The organism is Streptomyces netropsis, assembly GCF_014203545.1.
GTDB lineage: Bacteria > Actinomycetota > Actinomycetes > Streptomycetales > Streptomycetaceae > Streptomyces > Streptomyces netropsis.
This window is the reverse complement of the sequence record NZ_JACHJG010000002.1, coordinates 121,046-140,781: the sequence shown is the minus strand read 5'-3', so window position 1 is coordinate 140,781 and position 19,736 is coordinate 121,046. Positions and strand designations below refer to the sequence as shown.

Annotated in this window: 16 protein-coding genes; 5 read left to right on the top strand and 11 right to left on the bottom strand. The window is 70.8% G+C overall.

The genetic code is table 11. The annotated features are described in order from the left end of the window. Positions 1–41 precede the first annotated feature (41 nt). From FHS38_RS05675 to FHS38_RS05650, 6 genes are all read right to left on the bottom strand, one after another. Positions 42–1,001, bottom strand: coding sequence for an ornithine carbamoyltransferase (locus FHS38_RS05675; protein ID WP_184731409.1), 960 nt, complete (start codon positions 999–1,001; stop codon positions 42–44). A 136-nt stretch (positions 1,002–1,137) separates the two neighbouring features. Then, the gene (locus FHS38_RS05670; RefSeq protein ID WP_184731407.1) at positions 1,138–2,175 is read right to left on the bottom strand and encodes an ornithine cyclodeaminase; all 1,038 of its coding nucleotides are present in this window, start codon (positions 2,173–2,175) and stop codon (positions 1,138–1,140) included. Between the two features lie 142 nt (positions 2,176–2,317). Continuing rightward, positions 2,318–3,253, bottom strand: coding sequence for a diiron oxygenase (locus FHS38_RS05665; protein WP_184731405.1), 936 nt, complete (start codon positions 3,251–3,253; stop codon positions 2,318–2,320). Continuing rightward, positions 3,250–4,353: a pyridoxal-phosphate dependent enzyme gene (locus FHS38_RS05660; RefSeq protein ID WP_268246193.1), complete on the bottom strand. Its 1,104-nt coding sequence runs from the start codon at positions 4,351–4,353 to the stop codon at positions 3,250–3,252. Before FHS38_RS05660 ends, FHS38_RS05665 begins: the two co-directional genes overlap by 4 nt. Positions 4,354–4,633: 280 nt before the next feature. Next, the gene (locus tag FHS38_RS05655; protein WP_184731401.1) at positions 4,634–6,016 is read right to left on the bottom strand and encodes an MFS transporter; all 1,383 of its coding nucleotides are present in this window, start codon (positions 6,014–6,016) and stop codon (positions 4,634–4,636) included. A 414-nt stretch (positions 6,017–6,430) separates the two neighbouring features. Continuing rightward, positions 6,431–7,357, bottom strand: a complete 927-nt coding sequence (locus tag FHS38_RS05650) for a polysaccharide deacetylase family protein (RefSeq protein ID WP_184731399.1) — start codon at positions 7,355–7,357, stop codon at positions 6,431–6,433. A gap of 667 nt (positions 7,358–8,024) precedes the next feature. On the opposite strand from FHS38_RS05650, the gene FHS38_RS05645 reads away from it, so the two are divergent. Together FHS38_RS05645 and FHS38_RS05640 are read left to right on the top strand one after the other, a co-directional pair. Then, positions 8,025–9,935 carry an NHL repeat-containing protein gene (locus tag FHS38_RS05645; RefSeq protein ID WP_184731397.1) on the top strand — a complete coding sequence of 637 codons (1,911 nt, stop codon included), beginning with the start codon at positions 8,025–8,027 and terminating at the stop codon, positions 9,933–9,935. A gap of 198 nt (positions 9,936–10,133) precedes the next feature. Then, positions 10,134–11,129, top strand: coding sequence for a hypothetical protein (locus tag FHS38_RS05640; protein ID WP_184731395.1), 996 nt, complete (start codon positions 10,134–10,136; stop codon positions 11,127–11,129). A gap of 53 nt (positions 11,130–11,182) precedes the next feature. Here FHS38_RS05640 and FHS38_RS05635 read toward each other — a convergent pair whose 3' ends face one another. The 3 genes from FHS38_RS05635 to FHS38_RS05625 all read right to left on the bottom strand — a co-directional run bounded on the left by FHS38_RS05635 (position 11,183) and on the right by FHS38_RS05625 (position 14,117). Next, the gene (locus FHS38_RS05635; protein WP_184731393.1) at positions 11,183–12,496 is read right to left on the bottom strand and encodes a hypothetical protein; all 1,314 of its coding nucleotides are present in this window, start codon (positions 12,494–12,496) and stop codon (positions 11,183–11,185) included. Positions 12,497–12,734: 238 nt separating this feature from the next. After that, entirely contained in the window at positions 12,735–13,679 is a 945-nt protein-coding gene (locus tag FHS38_RS05630) for a hypothetical protein (protein ID WP_184731392.1), read from the bottom strand. Positions 13,680–13,784: 105 nt separating this feature from the next. After that, positions 13,785–14,117, bottom strand: a complete 333-nt coding sequence (locus FHS38_RS05625) for a hypothetical protein (protein WP_184731390.1) — start codon at positions 14,115–14,117, stop codon at positions 13,785–13,787. A 312-nt stretch (positions 14,118–14,429) separates the two neighbouring features. Between FHS38_RS05625 and FHS38_RS05620 the strand changes: the two genes are divergently transcribed. Next, positions 14,430–14,660, top strand: coding sequence for a hypothetical protein (locus FHS38_RS05620; RefSeq protein WP_184731388.1), 231 nt, complete (start codon positions 14,430–14,432; stop codon positions 14,658–14,660). A 170-nt stretch (positions 14,661–14,830) separates the two neighbouring features. Beyond that, positions 14,831–17,263: a SpoIIE family protein phosphatase gene (locus tag FHS38_RS05615; RefSeq protein ID WP_184732191.1), complete on the top strand. Its 2,433-nt coding sequence runs from the start codon at positions 14,831–14,833 to the stop codon at positions 17,261–17,263. A gap of 18 nt (positions 17,264–17,281) precedes the next feature. On the opposite strand, the gene FHS38_RS35980 is transcribed toward FHS38_RS05615, so the two are convergent. After that, on the bottom strand, positions 17,282–17,926 hold the full coding sequence (locus FHS38_RS35980; RefSeq protein ID WP_184731386.1) for a 3-oxoacyl-[acyl-carrier-protein] synthase III C-terminal domain-containing protein: 645 nt from the start codon (positions 17,924–17,926) through the stop codon (positions 17,282–17,284). 19 nt (positions 17,927–17,945) lie between these two features. Next, positions 17,946–18,830, bottom strand: a complete 885-nt coding sequence (locus FHS38_RS05605) for a sigma-70 family RNA polymerase sigma factor (RefSeq protein WP_184731384.1) — start codon at positions 18,828–18,830, stop codon at positions 17,946–17,948. Between the two features lie 104 nt (positions 18,831–18,934). Here FHS38_RS05605 and FHS38_RS05600 point away from each other — a divergent pair, with 104 nt between their 5' ends. Next, on the top strand, positions 18,935–19,696 hold the full coding sequence (locus FHS38_RS05600; RefSeq protein ID WP_184731382.1) for an SDR family oxidoreductase: 762 nt from the start codon (positions 18,935–18,937) through the stop codon (positions 19,694–19,696). The last annotated feature ends 40 nt before the right edge of the window (positions 19,697–19,736 follow it).

Below are 19,736 nucleotides of genomic sequence, written 5' to 3'. Positions count from 1 at the left end.
CCGGGAGTCTGCGGGCGGGAGCGGGGGCGAGTGGCGGACGGTCAGCCGTGCGGCCCCGCCACCCATTCGAGGATCGCCATCGCACCGGACAGCTTCATCGCCGCCTGCGTCCAGGCCAGGGACCGCGGGCCGTCGAGGACGTCGCCCGCGACCTCGTCGCCCCGGTGGGCGGGCAGGTCGTGCATGAACGACGCCTGGGGCCAGCGGCCCAGCAGTGTCTCGTCGACGTGGAAGGGGCGGAACGTCTCGCGCCAGGACGCGTCGGGCTTGGCGGTGCCCGTGGTCTGCCAGCGGGTGGTGTAGACGACGTCCACCTCGTCGGGGGCCAGGGCGAGGTCGTGGATCTGCCGCACCCGGGCACCCGCGCCGTCGGCCCGTCGTACCGCCGCCGCCAGCTCGTCCTTCGGCAGGCCGTACCCGGCGGGGGTGGCGAGGGTGAGCCGGGCACCGGGCACGGCCGCGAGCCCGTGGGCGAGCGCGACCGCCGTGTTGTTGCCCTCGCCGACGTAGAGGACCCGTATCCCCGCGAGGTCGCCGAAGGTCAGCGCGAGCGTCGCGAGGTCGGTGACGCCCTGGCTCGGGTGCTCCTGGGCCGCCATGGCGTTGACGACCGGCAGCCGGCCCTCCCGTGACAGCTCGCGCAGCTCGTCGAGTGGCCCGGCGGTGCGGGCCACCAGGGAGTCGAGCATCGACCCCAGCACCCGGCCGGTGTCCCCCACCGATTCACCGGTGTTCAGCTGAAGATCGCCCGGCCCGAAGGTGACCGGGGTGGCGCCCAGCCGGATGGCACCGACGGTGAAGGCGGTACGGGTGCGGGTCGAGGTCTTGGTGAAGAGCACGCCCACCGCCTGGCCGTCCAGCGGGTGGTCGTGGGCGTGGCGGTCGCGGAACAGCTCGACCGATCGTTCGATCAGACTCGTGATCAGCTCTGGTGGCAGCTCGGCCAGCGAGAACAGGCCCCGCGCGTGCCCTGGGCCCTGCCGGTCGTGGGTGTCGCCCATGAAACCTCGCTCGTCGGAGACGGACTCAACGGATGAAGAAGGGACGGAGAAGGGAAGAGAAGGGACGGGGAGGGGACGGGGGAAGAGAAGGGAAAGGAGTCGGGGAAGACGGATGCGGCTGAGGCCGTGCGGGGTGTCAGTAGAGGGTCAGTACGTGTCCGTAGCCCCGTTCCACGGCCACGCGGTGGACCTCCCCCAGCAGGCCGACGTCCAGCACCGACATGCCGAACGGGTTGCTGATCACATGGCCCGTGGTCGGACGGATCGCGGGCCGCTCGCCGATGAGCACCTGACCGAGCGTGCCGTCCAGGGCCCGTGCCCCGCCCCGCACGTCGGCGTCGGCCCGCGCGACGACGTGGCCGTCGCGCAGCATCCTGCCGAGGATCCGCCGCGGGTTGTCCGCCACGAGGTCCACGTCGTCCACGAACAGGCCCTGTGCCGTCAGGAAGACGTCAGGCAGGAGGTCGTCCAGGGAGACGTGGGCGACGAACGTACCCGGGACGAGCCACCCCGCGGGCAGGTAGCCGTGGTCGGTGGTGGTCGTGGTCACGACGACGGGCGCCGCGCCCACGGCCGCCCGCGCACGCTCCTGGACGTGCACCTTCAACCGCGGATGGTGCTCGCGCGTCCACTGCGCCAGGGCTTCGGCACGCGACACCGCCGTGTCGTGCAGATGGACGGATCCGACGTGCGGGAACGTACGGGCGAGGAGGTCGATGTGCGCGCGGGCCAGGGTGCCGCAGCCGATGAGGGTCATCGCGTCCCATCGGCTGGGCCCGAGGTGCGTGAGGCTCACCATGGTGTAGGCGGCGGTGCGGGCGGCGCTGAGCCATCCCGCCTCGGCCAGCATCAGGGGGCGTGCGGTCTCGGGGTCGAAGACCATGCCCACCCCACCGGCCCGCTCCCGGCCGTGCCCCGGGTTGCTGGTGGCCGCGTTGATCAGCTTCACCCCCAGCACGGGCGGCCCGTCGTCCCGCTCCACCGCGCCCAGCATGGCGAGGGAGCGGCAGTACGCCCCTTCGCCGTTGGTCCACGGGAGGTAGCCCTCGGGCGGCAGCGTGGTGCGCCCCTCGGCCTGGCGCCGCAGCACCCGTTCGACGACCGCGCAGGGATCGACGTCCGTCATGCAGGCCAGCACCGCGCTCCGGTCCAGAAAGAGCAGGTCTTCCGTCATCCGTCGCCTCTCGACAGGGCACGGCCCGACCTGTGCGGTCGCCGCCGTGCTGTTTCCGTCAACTTCTGTGCGCCTCGGTCGTTCTCGATCGGTTTCCGTCGGATGGGTGGGCAGGGGTCGGTGTGGTCCGTGGGGGGACGGTTCAGCTCCGGTCGTGGAGCAGCTCCGCCGCCTCGAAGGCCTCCCGGCCGCCGGGCACGCTCAGCGCGCCCACTTCCTCGAACAGCCGTACCGCGTGCCGGGCGGCGGACCTGATGCCCGCGTTGACCCGGTCCGCCGGATAGGCGTCGCGGACGACCTCCTCCACGGCCGCCGGCGGAAGTCCGGCGGCGCCCAGTGAGGCCCGCACCGGACGCAGGTCCGGCAGCAGGCTGGAGCGGATCAGCTCGGGCAGGCAACGCGCGACCCGCCCCCGTAACCCGGCGGGCTGCTGGGCCCACAGCTCACGGAAGAACCGGGAGAAGAAGACGTGGTGCCAGCCCTCGTCCCGCGCGTGGTCGCGGACGACGTCCCGGACGACGGTGAGGACCCGGGGGTCCTTCGGCACGTCGTTGAGGATCGCCGTGATCAGCATTTCGAATACGACGACCTGGAGCAATTGGGCGAGCACGGGTTCGTCCGGCAGGGCCTGTTCGCCGACATGGTCGAGTCGGCTGAGGAAAGGCTCGAAGTCATAGGGGGCCGGGGCAATTCGGGACGCGGCGGAAATCTGGTCGATGATGTCGAGGCTGTAGAGGGAGTGATAGCCCTCGTCCACATAGATGCGGTAGGCATCGAGCCGGACCGGGGTATCCGCGTCCACTCCGCTGCGGCCTCCCGCGATGCGTTCCGTGGCCCGGTTGACCACCCGTGTCTCGAACTGGGCGGTGAAGCCGAGGTATTGGAAGAGATGGCGGGCGAGCAGCTCCGCGCGGCGTTTCTCGGGCAGGGCCCGGACCCGTGGGTGGTCCCAGTAGGGGACCAGGCCCGGCGGGAAGAAGAGCCGGCCGGTCGCCAGTTCGCCGCCCAGCCGGCGGCGCGGCCCGGAGCGCACCCCGGCCCGGTCGTACCATTCGCGTTTGGGATCCGCCGCGCTCACGGTGTCGACTCCTCTCGTGGGGACCGCGGTGGCCGGGCGGCGGGCGGGGCGTGGTCGCGCCTGGCCACGATCTCTATCCCCCGGGCGACGTCCACCGGCTCCAGTCCCTTGCGCTCCCGCCAGAGGGCCGAGTAGACGGTGTCGAAGTAGCGGTCGGCACCGTCCGGGCACAGACAGGCCACGCTGTCGCGCCGGGGCGAGGAGCGCAGCACCTTCAGCGCCGCCGCGATCAGCGCCCCCGAACTCCCGCCCACTCCCATGCCGGTCTTCTCCGACAGCCACAGGCACGCGCTCACCGCCTCCTGCGGGGTGATCCACAGGGCGGGGCGGTAGCCGTTGGGCAGGAAGGTGGACGGCCGGCTCGCGCCGATGCCCGACAGCACCCGCCGCCCGGAGACACCGCCGAGGGCGGCCGAGCCGACCACGTCCACGCCGATCAGCTCCCATTCGGGCCGGAAGGCGACCACGTAGTCGCGGAAGCCCGCCAGGGTGCCCCCGGTGGACACCGCCACCAGGACGGTCGTGGGCCGGCCGCCTGTCTGCGCCCACAGCTCGGGGGCCGTCCCGTGGGTGTGGGCCCGTGGGTTGGCCGGATTGACGTACTGATTGGGCCAGACCAGGCGGGGCTGGACCCGCAGCCGCTCGCGTATGTAGGCGATCCGGCTGAGCAGATAGCCTCCCGCGCCGTCCGGCTTGTCGATGGTGACCACGCGCCCCTCGAGCGCGCGCACGGCGTCCACGACGGACGCGCTGCTGCGGGGGTCCACCACGGCCGTGAAGGGCACGCCGTGCGCCGCCGCGACGGCCGCGAGGGCGAGGCCGAGATTGCCCGAGGTGGACTCCACGATGCCGATTTCGGGGTCCACCCGGCTCTCGACGTCCTGCCACAGGGCGAGCGCGGTACGCCCTTTGACGGAACCGTGCGGATTGTGCGACTCCAATTTCAGCCACAACGTTCCGGGAATGCCGTCCACGGAAAGCTGTAAATCGACAACCGGGGTGATGGGCGCCAGAGATCCACTGTCCCTCGGCGGATTCGCGCGACCGTCCGCCAAGCCCGCCAAAACTCCTCCTCGATACTGCCGGATCCGACGGTCCACAATCCGGGAAACGATACCCCCGGATCATCGAATCTATTTCCGGGTGACGCGCGCTGCAAGATGGTGAACACGCCACCTTCATTAGGGGGCGGGCCATGACAGCCGCATAATTCCCTGGCCTTGATGTGCCGTCAGGGCGTTCTGACGGCACATCGGACCCGCGGGGGCCGCGCAGGCCGCCATTCCTCCCGTGGCCGAAATCCCCGCCTGCCGGTCCGGCGCCCGTCGGTCATCTGCCCGTCATCCGTCCGGCACGTGTCCCGCCATGGGTGAATCGCGCTCACCGGGGGCTCTGGTCCGCCGTGTCGTCGAAGGGCCGGGCCGGGCCCCGCAGCCGGCTCGCGGCCGAGGGTCCGACGCCGTCGCCCACCGCTGCCCCGGGGACCGCCGATTCGGTCGCTCCGACGGGGAGGGCCGGCTGGCCGGGCACGGGACGGACGGGCAACGCCCGGGTGCGGTACAGCCACACCGCCGCCGACGCGGAGATCATCCCGTAGCCCAGGCAGCACATCCAGGGCAGCCACGTGTGCCCGGTGGCCCCGGCCACGTCCATGGCCCAGCCGACCGCGGCGTTGCCGCCGGTCGCCACCAACCCGGAGAACACATAGAACAGCCCGTAGTAGGTGCCCGTCAGGCGCTCGCGGCCGAATCTCGGGATGAGGTCCATGACCGCAGGCTGGGCGATCATGAGCCCCAGATAGAGCAGCAACGAACCCGTGGTCATGACGACTATCCGGGAAGCCGACTCGGCGAAGCCGTGCGGTGGCGCCGCACCGCAGATCAGCAGCGGTGGTGTGAAGCCGAGCCCTATCACGGCGAGCCCGCAGCCCACCCAGCGCGCACCGCCGCCGCGCCGCGCCAGCAGCCGGGTGATCCGGAGTTGGAAGAGCATGTTGGCCACCGCGCCGGTGGCGAGCAGCATGCCCGCCGCGCCCTGCCAGCCGGACGCCTGCCGCGCGCCCTCGGGGAGCAGCAGATAGAGCTGGTTCTCCATCGCGAACATGCCGGTCATGGCGAACGCGAACACCACGAACCGGCGGTCGCCGAAGACCTCGCGCCAGTCCGCCAGCACCGTGCCCCGGTTGCTCGGCACCCTGTACGTCGGCAGCAGGAACACCTGGGCGCCCGTGAGCAGGGCGAAGACCACGGCCGCCGACAGCGCGCAGAGCCGGAAGTCGATGGTGACCAGCAGGCTGCCCAGGAGCAGCCCGACCAGCGAGGCGGCCGTCGAGGAGATGGTCAGCAGCGAGAACGCCTCGGCCTTGCGTTCCCCCGCCTCGAGCGCGACGTAGGCGCGCATCGCCGGGTAGAACATCGCCCCGGCGAGACCGCTGAGCGCGGACGCCCCGAGCAGCAGCGTCAGCGAATCGCCGACGGCGAAGAGGGCGAAACCCACGGTCCGCAGGGCACAGCCGCAGATGATCACCGCGCGGGGGCCGATGCGGTCGGCCGCCGAACCGCCGAGGAGGAACAGCCCCTCCTGGCTGAGGTTCCGCGTGCCGAGCACCAGCCCGACCAGGGCGGCCGACATTCCGAGCCCCCGCCCCAGATATTCCGCCAGAAAGGGAATCAGGAGGTAGAAGCCGACGTCCACCCCAAACTGGTTGAGCAATAGCAATCGCAATGCGAGCGGAAACTCGCGGACCGCCTGTAGAGTCCTCATAAATATTCCCTATTCGACCCGAACGGGAGAGAAGAACACCCGGGCCGAGTGGGCGGAGCTGCGCCCAGCGGGTGTGACGGTGCGTGAAGCGGCAAGGACGGCGGCCGGGGCGGCCGCAGATACCGACCTTTCAAGGGTCGGAGCGCCCCGGCGTCTGGCTCGTCAGCTCGCTTTCCCGTTCAGGGGAACGGTCGCACTCGTGGCCTGAGTCGGCGGTGGATCATATGCTTTTGCAGTGCATTCAACGTCTCCCCGCTGCGCTCGGAAGAATACCCGTCGGACACTTTAGCAAAGCAACCGCTTGCTCGATAGAGCACGTTCCGGGGTTACTTCACCACGTACGTCATCGATCTGTTTTTTCGGGGCCGCCGAATTCGATCCCGGACTTTCCTTCGAGCACGGGAACCCGCGTACCTACGAACTGGCCTCCGACTGGCTCTTCACGTACGCGGCGACTTCCGCGTGCGTCGCGTACCAGATGCCCTCGTGACCGGCGATGTGCTCCAGCAACTCCTCCAGCACCACCATGCGGGACCGGTGGCCGATCACATGCGGGTGCATGGTCATCTGGAACAGCCCGCCCTCGGCGTACGCGGCGTCGAACTCGTCCCGCCAGATGCCGACCACGTGACGCGGCATCGCGTACGGCCGCAGAGCGGTGTACCGGTCCATCGGGAAGTAGATCGCGTCGTCCCGGATCCACTCCGGCGGGAGTTCCACCATGCCCGTGGGCTCCCCGTCGGCGACGATCTCGTACGGGTCGTCGTCGGCCATCAGCGAGGAGTCGTACAACAGGCCGAGTTCACGGCTGATCGCCAAGGTCGCGTCGCTGAAGTCCCACGACGGGGTACGGATCCCGACCGGGCGCTGTCCGCTGAGCCGCTCCAGGGTGTCGGCACAGCGGAACATCAGGTCGCGTTCGTTCTTGGGGTCCAGTTCCATGTTGCGTTCGTGGATCCAGCCGTGGATGCCCACCTCGTGCCCCCGGTCGGTGTAGCCCCGCGCCTCGTCGGGGCGGAGCAGGGCGCACACCGCGGGCATGAAGAACGTGGCGGGAATGGAACGCCTCTCCAGCAGCGCCAGGATCCTCGGGACGCCCACGCGGGCACCGAACTCGCCCTGCGACAGCTTGCCCGGCTGGGTCTGGCCGTCCCGCAGCGGTATCGACTCGTGGTCGGGGTCGAACGACATGGCGACGGCGGCCTTCGCGCCCTGCGGCCAGGTGGCGGGCTTCAGGCTCCGCCCCGCACGGACCCGTTCGACGTGCCCCCGCCACTCCTGCTCCTCCCACTGCCAGGGAAGCTTCTCCGTCAGAGGATCGCGCTTGTCGGATGCGGCCATGGTCAGCTCCTCGTCCTCGGATGCGGTCTCGGATGCGCGCTGCGGCTGCGATGCGGGTGCGGATCCCCCCACGGCTCCGTGTCCCGGGCCGGTGCCGGCCGGCTGAGCCGGGTGGATCGGTCGGGTCGGGTCGACGCGGGCGGATCGGGCGGGACGGCCGCAACCGAAGGCCGCTGCCGGCGGTTTCCCGCGTTCACCGCCCGCGGCAGCCGTGTGGTTTTCGGGCGTACGGCCCGGCGGGCCGCGGAGTCGACGATGACCCGCGGCCCGCGGGCCGGCGGGAGCCGTGTTGCCGTGCGGTGCGGTGCGGTCGGACGTGCACGGCGCCGGGCCTCCGCCGACATGGTGACAGGGCGTCAGAGACCGGGTCAGGAGCGCGAATGCGCCACGTTACTGGGGTGGTTCCGAAGGGTTCCCGGCCGCTCGGCCGCGGCGCCGCGGCACGCGGGTCCCCCGTCGGAGCCATCGGGGGCGCGGGCGGGGGCGCGCCCTCTGCGGTGGCCGAATGCGGCACGGGCCGGGCCGACGGTCTGTCGGCGCCCGCCGAGGGTGCCTACCGTGAGTCCGCGGCCGGATCCGGACGCGCGGAGCGCCGTGAGGGCGTGTTCGCCGCCCCCCGACAGCCTCGTGAGACAGCACCCGTCCCCAGGGGAGAGGAGAGTCGATCATGATGGCCCTCAACGGTTCGGGCAAGGACGCCGCCCCCGCTGCGGAACGCGTCATCACCACCCTCGCGGGTACGGGCGTGGCCGGCTCCGGCGGCGACGGCGGACCCGCGGCACACGCGGGCCTCGACCAGCCCCGGGCCGTGGCGACGGACCGCACGGGTGCCGTGTACGTGGCGGAGTGGAAGGGCCACCGGATCCGTCGGATCTCCCCGGACGGTCTCGTCACCACGATCGCCGGCACCGGGAAGCCCGGCTTCGGCGGCGACGGCGGCCCGGCCGTGGAGGCCCAGCTCAACGAGCCGGGCGGCCTCGTGCTCGACGACGACGGAAACCTCTATCTCGCGGACTACTGGAATCACCGAATCCGTAAGGTCTCCCCCGACGGGATCATCACGACCGTCGCCGGTACCGGCGAGCCCGGCCACGGCGGCGACGGCGGCCCGGCCGAACGGGCACTGTTCAACGAGCCCCGCGGACTGGCCCTCGACGGCCGGGGAAACCTGTACGTCGCGGAGTGGAAGGGCCACCGGGTCCGGCGCATCGGCCCCGACGGCGTCATCACCACCGTGGCGGGCACCGGCGAGCCCGGATTCGGCGCCGACGGCGTCCCGGCCACCACCGGCGCGCTGCGCAACCCCATCGACGTCGCGGTCGACGGCACGGGCCATCTCTACATCGCCGACTGCTGGACCCACCGGGTCCGCAAGGTCGCCCCGGACGGCGTCATCACCACCGTCGCCGGCACCGGCCGGCCCGGCTACGACGGCGACGGCGGGCCCGCGACCGCGACCCGCCTCCACCAGCCGCGCGGCGTCGACCTGGACAACTCCGGGAACCTGTACATCGCCGACTCCTTGAACCAGCGCGTCCGGCTCCTCACCCCCACCGGCGGCATCACGACCGTGGCGGGCGGCGCCGACCCCGACCACGACGAGGACGGCGCCCCGGCCCTGGGCGCCGAGCTGTACTTCCCGCGCGCGCTGGCCGTGGACGCCCGGGGCGATCTCATCGTCGCCGAATGCGACAGCCACCGGCTCCGCAAGGTCACCACCGTCACCGGGGCGGCGGGGGCCGCCGTGCCCTCCTCGCCCCTCGGGGGCCCGGGCGGGGTGTCCGTGGAACCGGTCGCCCCGGCCACGGTCCAACGCGGTCACGAGTTCGGGCTGGGGGCCAGGATCAGGGCCCACGCCCCGTCGCCCCTCGACGGGGCGGACGTCACGGTGGAGCTCGTCCTCCCGGAAGGGCTCGTCACCGCGGCGGACGCGATCCGGGGCCCGGTCCGGCGCACCTACCCGGGCGGGCACCCGACGTCGGCGACGGGCGGTTCCCTGGACGGCGTCTTCCAGGTCAGGGCGGTCGAGGACACCCCGCCCGGCCGCTACGAGGCCGCCCTGACCATCCGCCACGGCAGTGGACCGACGACACGCGAGAGTGTCCACGCCCTGTCCGTGGTGGTGGCCGCGCCGCTCCCCGTCACCGACGAGCACGCGTTCACCGTCCTTCAGGAGAACGTGCCACAGGTGGCACCCGACGCGTCCGCGGCGCTCAATGTGCTGTACACCGCTCCTGCCGGCCGGCCGGTGAACCCCGGGCGGATTCCCCAGCGCTTCACCGCTCCCACCGGATTCGTCTTCGAGGGGCGCCCGCTCTTCCGTTACCCCCACGCCCCGCACGGCGCACGGCCCAAGCGGGTGGCGTACCGCCTGGAGAACAGCGGCAGGACACTCGTGGTGCTCGCCAACCCGCACATCAACACCGTCAGCGCCGACTGCGGGGGCCTGGTGTGCACCCTCCCGCTCCGGGCGCTGCCGTCCGCCGTGCCCGGGCATTACGCCGACGGCGCCGCGGCGGTCGGCGGTCTCGCCCCCGTGCCGCTTCTGGCGACGGTCCTCGCACCCGACGCTCCCTGACGGGGTGCTGGCCTTTGCTGTCGGGTTGTCACCTAATGGCGGAGGTTTCCCCGGCCCCGTTCGCCTGTTGTCCCCGCCCGGAAGATGATGAAAAGGGGATTCGGAGACGGTGTGCGACAGGCCGACAGGAGTGTTCCCTTGCCCCACCACCCACGTGCGCGCGCGTCGTCGCCCCGCAGAGCACGGACACGGCGCGCCGTGCTGATTCCCGTGGTCTCGGCCGCGGCCCTCACCGCCGTCGCTCCCCCGGCCGGTGCCGATCCGGACACCGGGGTGCCTCCCATGCCCGTGGCGCGGGCCTATCAGGGGACGACACCGCTGGAGTCCCCTCGCGAAGTCACCCGGGCCTGTGCGCTGGCCGGCTGCAGATTCCAGCTCCAGCAGGAGGACAACCGCGAGTACCTCACCGCCGTGTCCTCGGTGGGCAACGCGGTCATCAACTGCACGAACTCCGACATCCTCATCGACCGGACGCTCGCATTCGAGACGAGCAGCACGGACAACGTCGGCGGTGAGATCTCGGGGTCCACCACCGCCGAGGGCACCATCAGCACGACCGGGCAGATCACCTTCGACGCCACCAAGGAAGTGAGCACCGACTCCACCAAGGACCAGACCTCCGACCAGAGCCACTCCCAATGGGGCGCGAACAAGAACGAGGGCCCGACGACGGAGGACGTCACCAAGACCGGCACGAAGGACAGCAACCACATCGGCACGAAGGACACCGCCAAGATCGGCACGATGAACAATGTCGCCCTCGGCGCCAAAGCCGCCTTCCAGCTGGCGTTCAAGGCGACGTTCAGCCACAGCTGGACCGCGAAGCAGACCGAGACCACCCGCCACCAGATGACCGTCAAGTCCGGTGACATCGTGGTCTTCGGCGTGCAGAACGCGATGGTCCGGGTGCAGGGCGTCCTCAGCGCGGACAAGAAGAAAATGAACGTCAAGGACGTCACCGTCGACAGCCCCTCGACCGTCAACTCCAGCCTCCTCAACGCACAGTCCTTCACCATGCCCAACAAATGCCTGACCCTGCGCCCGAAGGGCCGGGCAGCGGCACACGCCGGGCCGGTGGGCGCGAAGCCCACGGAGACCGCGGGACTGTACGAGATCGCCGCGCCGCCTCCCTGGGTGAAGCCCACGTCCACGGTGGTGGTACCGGCGATCAGCAGGAAGGTGACCGCACACTGAACGACCCTGCCCCGCCGCCCGGGTACGGGCGGCCGGGTGGTCGTGCCGCCTGATCAGCGGTTGTCGGGCGTGATCGCCGTAGGACGCGTCTTGTCGCACTTCAGCAGCTCGACGGGGTTCAACGGCCCGGAGCGCTGGTACAGCCGGTCGGGCCGGCCCGTCGACGGGCCGTCGAAGGTGGCGAACAGACGCTTCCGGTCCCGCTCCACGTTGCTGTTCGACGTGGTGTCGACGATTTCCGTGAACGCGCCCTCGAATCTCTCCCGGGCGGCCTGTAGTTCGAGCCAGGTCACCTCACCGGGCTGGATGGACAGGGTGATCTGCCGCTTCCGCTCCTCGTTGCCCCAGGAATACGGGTACGTGGAGTACTCCTCGAACCCCGTCGCGACCAGGGGCAGCATGTCTTTGTAGTCCTTCACGAGGTGGTAGCCCACCGGCTTGTTCTGCCCGAGGCTGTTGTACTCGCTCGCCTTGAGCACGATGTCCCGGCGGTCCGTGATCGCGTTCCTCGTGCAGTTGACGGCCGCCTCGTCGATGGTCCGTGCCACGTCGAAGTAGGGATGCGCGGACCACGGGTACACCTCGAAGGTGCACTTCCTGGCGCCCTCCGTACAGGTCGACACCGCGCTGGCGAGGTCCCTCTCCCGGTTGTTGCCCTTGTACGCCTTGGCCGGCGGCAGCGCGGTCTTGGACACGCCGGCGTCGTAGGAGGCGGGATCCTGTGAGGCGCGCACATTGGCCAGCATGGGCCCGCAGAAGTAATTGTCCGAGTCCTCGGTGGTGGAGGTGAACGTGATGCGCTGCTGGTCCTCCGTGGCCGTGAACGTCCTGGAGCGCTTTCCGGAATCCCAGTTCGCCTCCCCCAATCCCGGCAATTCCTTGGTGCTGAACGTCTGTTTCTGATCGCTCCGCGCACCCCAGGAGAATTCATAGGTCTGCTCCCTGCCGGCCTGGTTCTCGGCACATCTCTCGCTGGACCATCCGTCCCTCTTGTAGTAGGTACTGGGACTGTCCTCCCATGCGATCTGCACCTGCGCCCCCTTGCGGACGTCCCACAGGCGCGTCGAGATACTTCGTACCTCACGCCCTCGGTGCAGATTGGCGGCCTGACGCCCGTCCTGCCGGCCGGCGGCCGCCGGGGAGACCGTCCCTCCCCCGTCGACGCCGGAACCTCCGGTCTCCTTCGGTTCCCCGCCGTCCCAGCCGAACGGCGTCTCGCCGTCCCATTTCATCTCACCCGGCCGGTCATCGACCTTCGGTCGCGCGAAGGTCCCGTTCAGCACGTCCACCGGCACTTCGAGGTCCGCGTACGCCGGCTGCGCCGCCAGCGGAAGGGTGAGCGCCAACGTCCCGCCGAGGAGGGTCATCACACGGTTCCTTGCACACCGTCCGGTCACGGCGTCTCCTTTCCGAAAAGCACGGACGCGTACCGGAATCCGGTACGCGTCGGGCTATTTGAGGTGCTGGGCACCGACTTTCATGACCCGTCCATCATGATCCGCACGCACGGAACCGAAGGAAGGACACGACGGAAAGTAAGATCTTCATACCCAGGAGACTCCGGTCGGATGATGTGTTCCTCCGGCTTCCCGGGCCCGGTGAGGCCTACGGGCTCGGCTCGCATCCCGTCGGAAGAAAGACGTAGTGGTCCTTCTTGAACGGCGGCAGACCGGACAGCGGCGTGGAGCAGGCATCGTCGACCGCCCGGGCCGGGTCGGATTCCCGTTTCCGGTCGTTGAATTTCCCGATCTTGGTCTCCTGGCCGTTGATGAGGTCCTTCTCGCGCCTTCCGTCGGTCGCCACCTCGTCGAGGCAGGAATTGTCCGTGGTGATCTTGGGCTTGCAACGCTGCATCTCGGACTGGTTGTCCGTGACACCACCGCACGCCTGTGGCTTCTCCGATCCCTCGGACGTCTTACAGGGGTCCTTCTCCCGCGCCCCGCCGCACGCGGTGCCGGGCTTGTCGCCCGCACAGGGGTCGGCGTCCCCCGGCGGATCGTCCCGGTACGCACGGACGTTGGCCAGCATCGGGCCGCAGGCGGCGTCGCCCTTCCCGGCGAAAGTGACGGTCGGGGCGTTCTCCTTCGCGGTGAAAGGGAAGCTCTGTTCCTTCCAGTTCGGCTTCCGGTCACCGGGCGCCCGCTCCGTGGTGCGGTCCGCCTTCAGGCTGCCCACACCGATGGTGAATTCCCGGGCGTCGGCTGAACAGCCGGGGCGGGTCGTCGGGCTGACCTCGTACAGAACGGTCATCCTGGCGCCCGCCTTCACGTCCCGCAGGGTGGTGGAGAGCGCTCCGAGCGTGGCGGCCTGGATCTCGCCGGGGTGCTGGGCCGCCTCCCGCGACACCGTACGCCCGTCCCCCTCCCAATGGGCGGGTGTGGCACCGTCCCAGCGCGCTCCGTCGAGTTCCGGCTGGGTGAAGTAGCCGTTGGCCACCGTGACGAGCACTTTCTGGTCCGCGTGGGCCATCTGCGCCGCGAGCGGAAGTGTGAGCGTCAGCGCCCCTCCGAGGATCGCCGCGACCCGGCCCTTCCTCTGCCGTTCCGACACGAGATCTCCTTTCCCTAGATGACCTTCATCATCAACTGGGGGTCCGGAACCGGCGAACGGACACCTTGGGCATTTCCGCCGTTCGGGAAGGGCGTCTGCTCACACCTATTCACGGCTGAAGAGCACGCTGCTGAATTCGTAGTCGCTCTTCCCCAGGGTCTCTCCCGGTGCGACCTTCTCCACCTCGTCCCCTTGACAGGCCCGGCCGTTCAGGAGGCGGGCGTGGCTGCCGGTCTTGTTCGCCACGGGGACCCGGGAGCGGAACACCGTGAAGCAGACGCCGTCCTTCGGGTTCTCGATCGTCTTCAGGGTGTCGTTCGTGCCGTCGAACCGGTGATAGGTGAATTGACCGGTAGCGGCCCGGGAGCCGAGCGGAAGGGAAACGGTGAGCACCCCGGCGGCGATCAGCGTGCCGAGGGCGCGGATCATCAGGCGCACAGGCTTTTCTCCTTTGCGGAGCGAGAGGGCGATACGGGCACCGATCGCGCACCCGCGTCCACGACGGTCCTGATCAGTTACTCGTCGTTCCACGCGCCCTGGCGTTTGAAACGCCGAGCGCTTTCGCCGAGCCCACCCGTGAGCAGATATATGCGTCCAGGGGTGGTCGCACGGCCCGCCGGGCGGCCTCGAACGGCGGTTGGGGGGCGCCTCCGGCGCACAGGGTGGTGGGAGCTGGTGGGTTTCCGGCGGGCGTGCGCGGTAAGGCGCACAGAAGGCTCATCCTCCGAGAACTCTCAGAAGGAGCCCCACATGGTCGCGGTCGCCCTCCTCCTTCCCCCGCTCCTGCTCTGCGGGGTCATCGCCCTCGGGCGCTACGAGGAGCGCCTGCTGCGCGGGCCCGCGCCGCCGCCCCACGCGGCGCCCGGGCGCCATCTGCGGGCCGTGCCCGACGTCCCCGCCCACGTGCCGCCCGCGCCGCTGCCCGAAGGTGCACGAAATGACCGCCGCACCGGGGAGGGCCGGGGCCGGCACGCCGCCTGAGCCACTCCCCGGCGGACCCGGCGGCACGTCCGCCTGGTTCCCGGGCGGGTCGGGCTTCTCGCCGGGCGGTACGTGAGAAGCGCCGAGCTCGGACACCCGTCACTGTGGAAGAGAAGCACAACCGGCTGGAGCCGGGGCCACGGAAGGAGGGCGGTGTGACGGGCGAACCGATGAGGCTGTTCAGGGAGAGCCCGGAGGACCCGTTCTCGATCGACCACGCGGCCTCCGCGGTGGTGGACCACCGGGGAACGCTCGTGGGCTGGGGACAGCGTGCCGAGGTGCTGCTGGGCCACCGGGCCGAGGAGGTGCTGGGCCGCCCCGCGATCGAGGCGCTGGTGGATCCCGGCGACCGGGGCCGGGTCACGGAGGCGGCCGCGGCGTGTCTGCGGACCCGTGGCTGGTTCGGCGTCGTGCCCGTGGTCCACCGCGACGGTCACCGGGTGCGGATGGGGGTCCGGGCCCGCTGTGTCACCCGGGAGGAGCCGTTCGCCGAGTGGTTCCTGGTCGGCGCGCCCGCCGAGGACGTGGCCCAGTGGGAAACCGACCGTTCGGTCCTGGAGGCGCTCTTCCGGCGGTCCCCCATCGGGCTCGCCGTCCACGCCCCGGACCTGCGGGTCCTGCGGGTCAACCGGGCCATAGCCGGTATCGGCGGCATCGCGCCCGAGGAGGCCCGGGGACACCGCATCGGCGACTTCCTGGTGGACGAGGACGCGGAGACGATCGACTCCCGGCTACGGCAGGTCCTGGAGACCGGCCACCCGATGATCTTCACCGAGCAGTCCTGCCGACTGCGCACCGACCCGCGCCGGGAGCGGTTCGTCTCCGTTTCGGCGTTCCGGCTGGAGGATTCCACGGGAGAGGTCCTCGGCGTCACCCAACTGGTGGAAGACGTCACCGAACGCCACCGCGCCAGGCTCCGGCTCGCCCTGATCAACGAAGCCGGCGCCCGTATCGGCACCACCTTGGACGTGGGCACGACCGCCCGCGAGCTGGTCGAGGTCCTCGTCCCCGAACTGGCCGACTGCGCCACCGTCGATCTCCTCGAACCCGTCAGCCGCGGCGAGGAACCGTCCCAGGACGGCTTCGGGCCGGTCCGCAGGGAAGCCGCCAAGTCCGTCGTCGCCGGCGCGAAGGGCGTCCTGCATCCGGTGGGCGATCTCATCCACTTCGCACCGGACACGCCACAGGGCACGTGTCTGGCCGAGAAACGCCCCGTCCTGGTGGCCCACGTGGAGGGCTCCCTCGGCATGTCCGCCGTGGCCCAGGAACGCGCCGCGCGCGCCGCGGCCCTCGGCGTCCACTCGGTCATGATGGTGCCCTTGGCCGCCCGGGGCCTCGTCCTCGGGTTCGTGACCCTGTGGCGGGCCCGCACCCCCGAGCCGTTCGAGAGCGACGACCTCACCCTCGCCGACGAGTTCGCCGCCCGCGCCGCCGTCTGCATCGACAACGCCCGCCGCTACACCCAGCAGCACCAGGCCGCACTGTCCCTGCAATGCCGCCTGCTCCCGGGAGAACTGCCCGAACTGTCGGCCGTCGACGTGGCGCACCAGTACATCCCCGCGGGCGCCGTGGAAGGCGTCGGCGGGGACTGGTTCGATGTCATCCCGCTCTCCGGGGCCCGTGTCGCCCTCGTCGTCGGGGACGTCATCGGGCACGGCCTCGACGCGGCGGCCACCATGGGCCGCCTGCGCACCGCCGTCCACACCCTGGCCGAACTCGACCTCGACCCCGAGGAGGTCCTCTCCCACCTGGACGACCTCGTGCACCGACTGGCCGCCGAACAGGAGGTCAACAGCCGGGACTTCCCCAACGACCAGGCGACCGGGGCCAGCTGTCTGTACGCCGTGTACGACCCGGTGTCCGGGCGCTGCTCCCTGGCGCGGGCCGGTCACCCGCCACCCGCACTCGTCACTCCGGAGGGGCGGGTGAGCTTCCCCGACCTCCCCGCCGGGCCGCCCCTCGGGCTGGGCGGCCTGCCGTTCGAGGGCACGGAACTCGAACTGCCGGAGGACAGCGTCCTCGCCCTCTACACCAACGGGCTCATCCACACGCGTGGATCCGACATCGACGCCGCGCTCGCCCGCCTGGCCCAGGAACTGTCCGGCCCCGCCCGGCCCCTGGAGGAGATGTCCAAGGCCGTCGTGAAAGCGCTGCTGCCCGCCCAGCCCACCGACGACGTGGCCCTGCTCCTCGCCCGTACGCGCGTACTGCCGCCGGACCGGGTCGCCACGTGGACACTGCCCGCCGAGGCGCAGGCCGCCGGACAGGCCCGCGCCCTGATGACCGAGCAGTTGAGCGCCTGGCAGCTGGACGAGATGGTCTTCGCGACCGAGCTGATCGTCAGTGAACTGGTCACCAACGCCTACCGCTACGGCGGCGGACCGGTGACGCTGAGGCTGATCCTCGGCCCCTGCCTCATCTGCGAGGTCTCCGACACCAGCAGCACCGCCCCGCATCTGCGCCGCGCCCGGAGCACCGACGAGGGTGGCCGGGGCCTGTTCCTGGTCGCCCAGCTCACCGAGCGGTGGGGCACCCGCTACGGACGCGAGGGAAAGACCGTCTGGACCGAACAGTCCCTGCCCCCCACCCCGTCGCCTGGCTGACGGACACGGGCGGCCGGGCTAGCGAGCGCAGGCTTGACGCGAGCCGGGGTCGGGGGCTTCCACGGGGCGTGGCGGGAGGGTGGGGATGCGGATCGGGGCGATGAAGGTGCCGCGCTCGGGCCCCGATCCGACGACGGAGAAGCAGGCCCGGTCGTCGAAGGCGAGGGTGCCGTTGATGTGGTCGGCGTGCAGGAGGGCCAGGGTGGAAGGGGTGACGGTGTTGCCGAGCTGTCGTACGTTGCTGGGCGCCTTCCGCTCCGACAGGCCCGTCTCCCGGATGAAGGCGTCGACCAGGGTGGGGTTGGCCTGATGGGTGTAGAGACGGGCCACCTCGTCCAGATAGCCGGGGCGGGCGTCGTTCAGTGCCTGGTGGTTGAGCGTCATGCCCCGGCTGTAGTAGCGGGTGATCTCGGGGGCGTTCATCCCGTAGCAGGCCAGTTCCGCGGAGCCGGGACGGGCGGCGGGGTGGTCGTTGCCGCCGCCCAGGAAGTGGATCAGTGGGTCGCTCACGCCGGGGCCGCCGTCGAAGGACTGGCTGTCACGTGAGTACAGCAGGAGGCCGTCGACGTCCTCGTCCCGTTCGAGGACCACGGCGGCCGCGGCGTCGGAGAACAGGGCCGGGCTGGCCCAGACGCTCTTGCCGAAGGGGGGCGCGTGGTCCACCGCCGCTTCCCGTGGTGTGTCAGGCGTCGAGAACGGCGATCTCGAGTCGGCGGAGCCGCTCCGGCTCCGCGATCACGTCGATTTCGGTGATCTTGTCATCCGCGATCGTGAAGCAGAGCACCAGCGACAGCCGTCCGAGCGGGGCCATCGCGAGGGCGACCGCGCCGTCGACCAGCGCCGTGCCGGTGAACCGGGCCCGGCCCATGGCGGCCATCGCGCCCTTGGCCACCGTGCGGCCGCCTTCGATGACGATGGGTTCGGGGGTGGGAACGACCGCCTTGTCGGCACGGAGCACCACACCGGGGTGGAGCAGGCCGACCAGAGCGTCGAAGTCCCCGCCGCGGGTGGCGGCCAGGAAGGCGTCGACGACGAGACGCTGACGGGCCAGGTCCGCGTCGGGCGCCGGGGTGCTCCCCTTGACCCGGCGACGTGCGCGGCTCGCGAGTTGCCTCGTCGCGGCCGATGTCTTTTCGATCATCGGGGCGATCTCGTCGAACGGCACGGCGAACATGTCGTGCAGCACGAAGGCGAGGCGCTCGGCCGGCGTCAGCGTATCGAGCACCACCAGCAGTGCCAGCCCGACCGAGTCGGCCATCAGCGCTTCCCGCTCGGGGTCGCCCCCGTCCTCGGGGCCGACGACCGGGTCCGACAGCGGTATGTCGAGAGGGTCCTCGCGCCGATGCTCGCGCGAGCGCAGCATGTTCAGGCACACGCGCGCCACCACCGTGGTCAGCCACCCACCGAGGTTCTCGACCTTGCCGGTGTCGGCGCGAGTGGCCCGCAGCCAGGCGTCCTGGACGGCGTCATCGGCCTCGCTGAGCGAGCCGAGCATGCGGTAGGCCACCGCTCTCAGACGAGGCCGGTGCTCCTCGAAACGGTCGGTCAGCCAATCGCGTTCGTCCACCGTGTCACATTCCTTCGTCGCCGGGGGTCATAGCAGCAGATACACAAAACCCCGCTGAAGGTACCGGGACACCGACTCCCGGACCGAACGAGTTTGGAGCAGTCATGACGACATCGATCCTGGTCACCGGTGGTACGGGCACGCTGGGCGGCCACGTCGTCCCCCTCCTGCGGGACGCCGGCCGCACGGTGCGGGTACTCAGCCGGCACAGCCGGGAGCCGGAGGACGGCGTCGAGTACGTGACCGGCGACCTGCTCAAGGACGAGGGCATCGAGGCCGCGGTGGACGGGGCCGAGATCGTCCTGCACCTCGCGGGTGGCCCCAAGGGCGACGACGAGGCGACCTCGAACCTGGTGCGGGCAGCATCGCGAGCCGGTGTGCAGCACATGGTGTACATCTCCGTGATCGGCGCGGACACGATGCCGCTGGGCTATTTCAGGGCCAAGCTGGGCGCCGAGCGGGCCGTTGCCGACTCCGGCATCCCCTGGACGACGCTGCGTGCCGCGCAGTTCCACGACCTCGTTCTGACCGTGGTGCGGAAGATGGGGAAGATGCCGGTGGTGCCCTGCCCGGGCGGGCTGCGCTTCCAGCCGGTCGACTCGCGTGAAGTGGCGGCCCGGCTCGTGGAGCTGACGCTCGGCGAGCCGTCCGGTCCGGTGCCTGATCTGGCCGGCCCGACGGTGTACGGCATGGCCGAGCTGGCCCGCGGATACCTGCGGGCCCGCGGCAGGAGCCGGCTGATGATGCCGATGCGGATGCCCGGCAAGGTCGGCCGCGCGTACCGGGCCGGTGAGAACCTGTCGTTCGAGGGCGCCACGGTGGGCAAGCGGACCTGGGAGGACTTCCTGGCCGAGCGGCTGGGCTAGGGCCTGTCCGGCGGATCTTCGTGGAACGGCGAGCGTCAGC

Coding starts and splice junctions, on each gene's coding strand:
- FHS38_RS05620 (WP_184731388.1), top strand. CDS start 14,430: ATGGTCGCGGTCGCCCTCCTCCTTCCCCCGCTCCTGCTCTGCGGGGTC.
- FHS38_RS05615 (WP_184732191.1), top strand. CDS start 14,831: ATGAGGCTGTTCAGGGAGAGCCCGGAGGACCCGTTCTCGATCGACCAC.
- FHS38_RS05600 (WP_184731382.1), top strand. CDS start 18,935: ATGACGACATCGATCCTGGTCACCGGTGGTACGGGCACGCTGGGCGGC.
- FHS38_RS05650 (WP_184731399.1), bottom strand. CDS start 7,357: ATGGCCGCATCCGACAAGCGCGATCCTCTGACGGAGAAGCTTCCCTGG.
- FHS38_RS05675 (WP_184731409.1), bottom strand. CDS start 1,001: ATGGGCGACACCCACGACCGGCAGGGCCCAGGGCACGCGCGGGGCCTG.
- FHS38_RS05655 (WP_184731401.1), bottom strand. CDS start 6,016: ATGAGGACTCTACAGGCGGTCCGCGAGTTTCCGCTCGCATTGCGATTG.
- FHS38_RS05635 (WP_184731393.1), bottom strand. CDS start 12,496: ATGACCCTCCTCGGCGGGACGTTGGCGCTCACCCTTCCGCTGGCGGCG.
- FHS38_RS05645 (WP_184731397.1), top strand. CDS start 8,025: ATGATGGCCCTCAACGGTTCGGGCAAGGACGCCGCCCCCGCTGCGGAA.
- FHS38_RS05670 (WP_184731407.1), bottom strand. CDS start 2,175: ATGACGGAAGACCTGCTCTTTCTGGACCGGAGCGCGGTGCTGGCCTGC.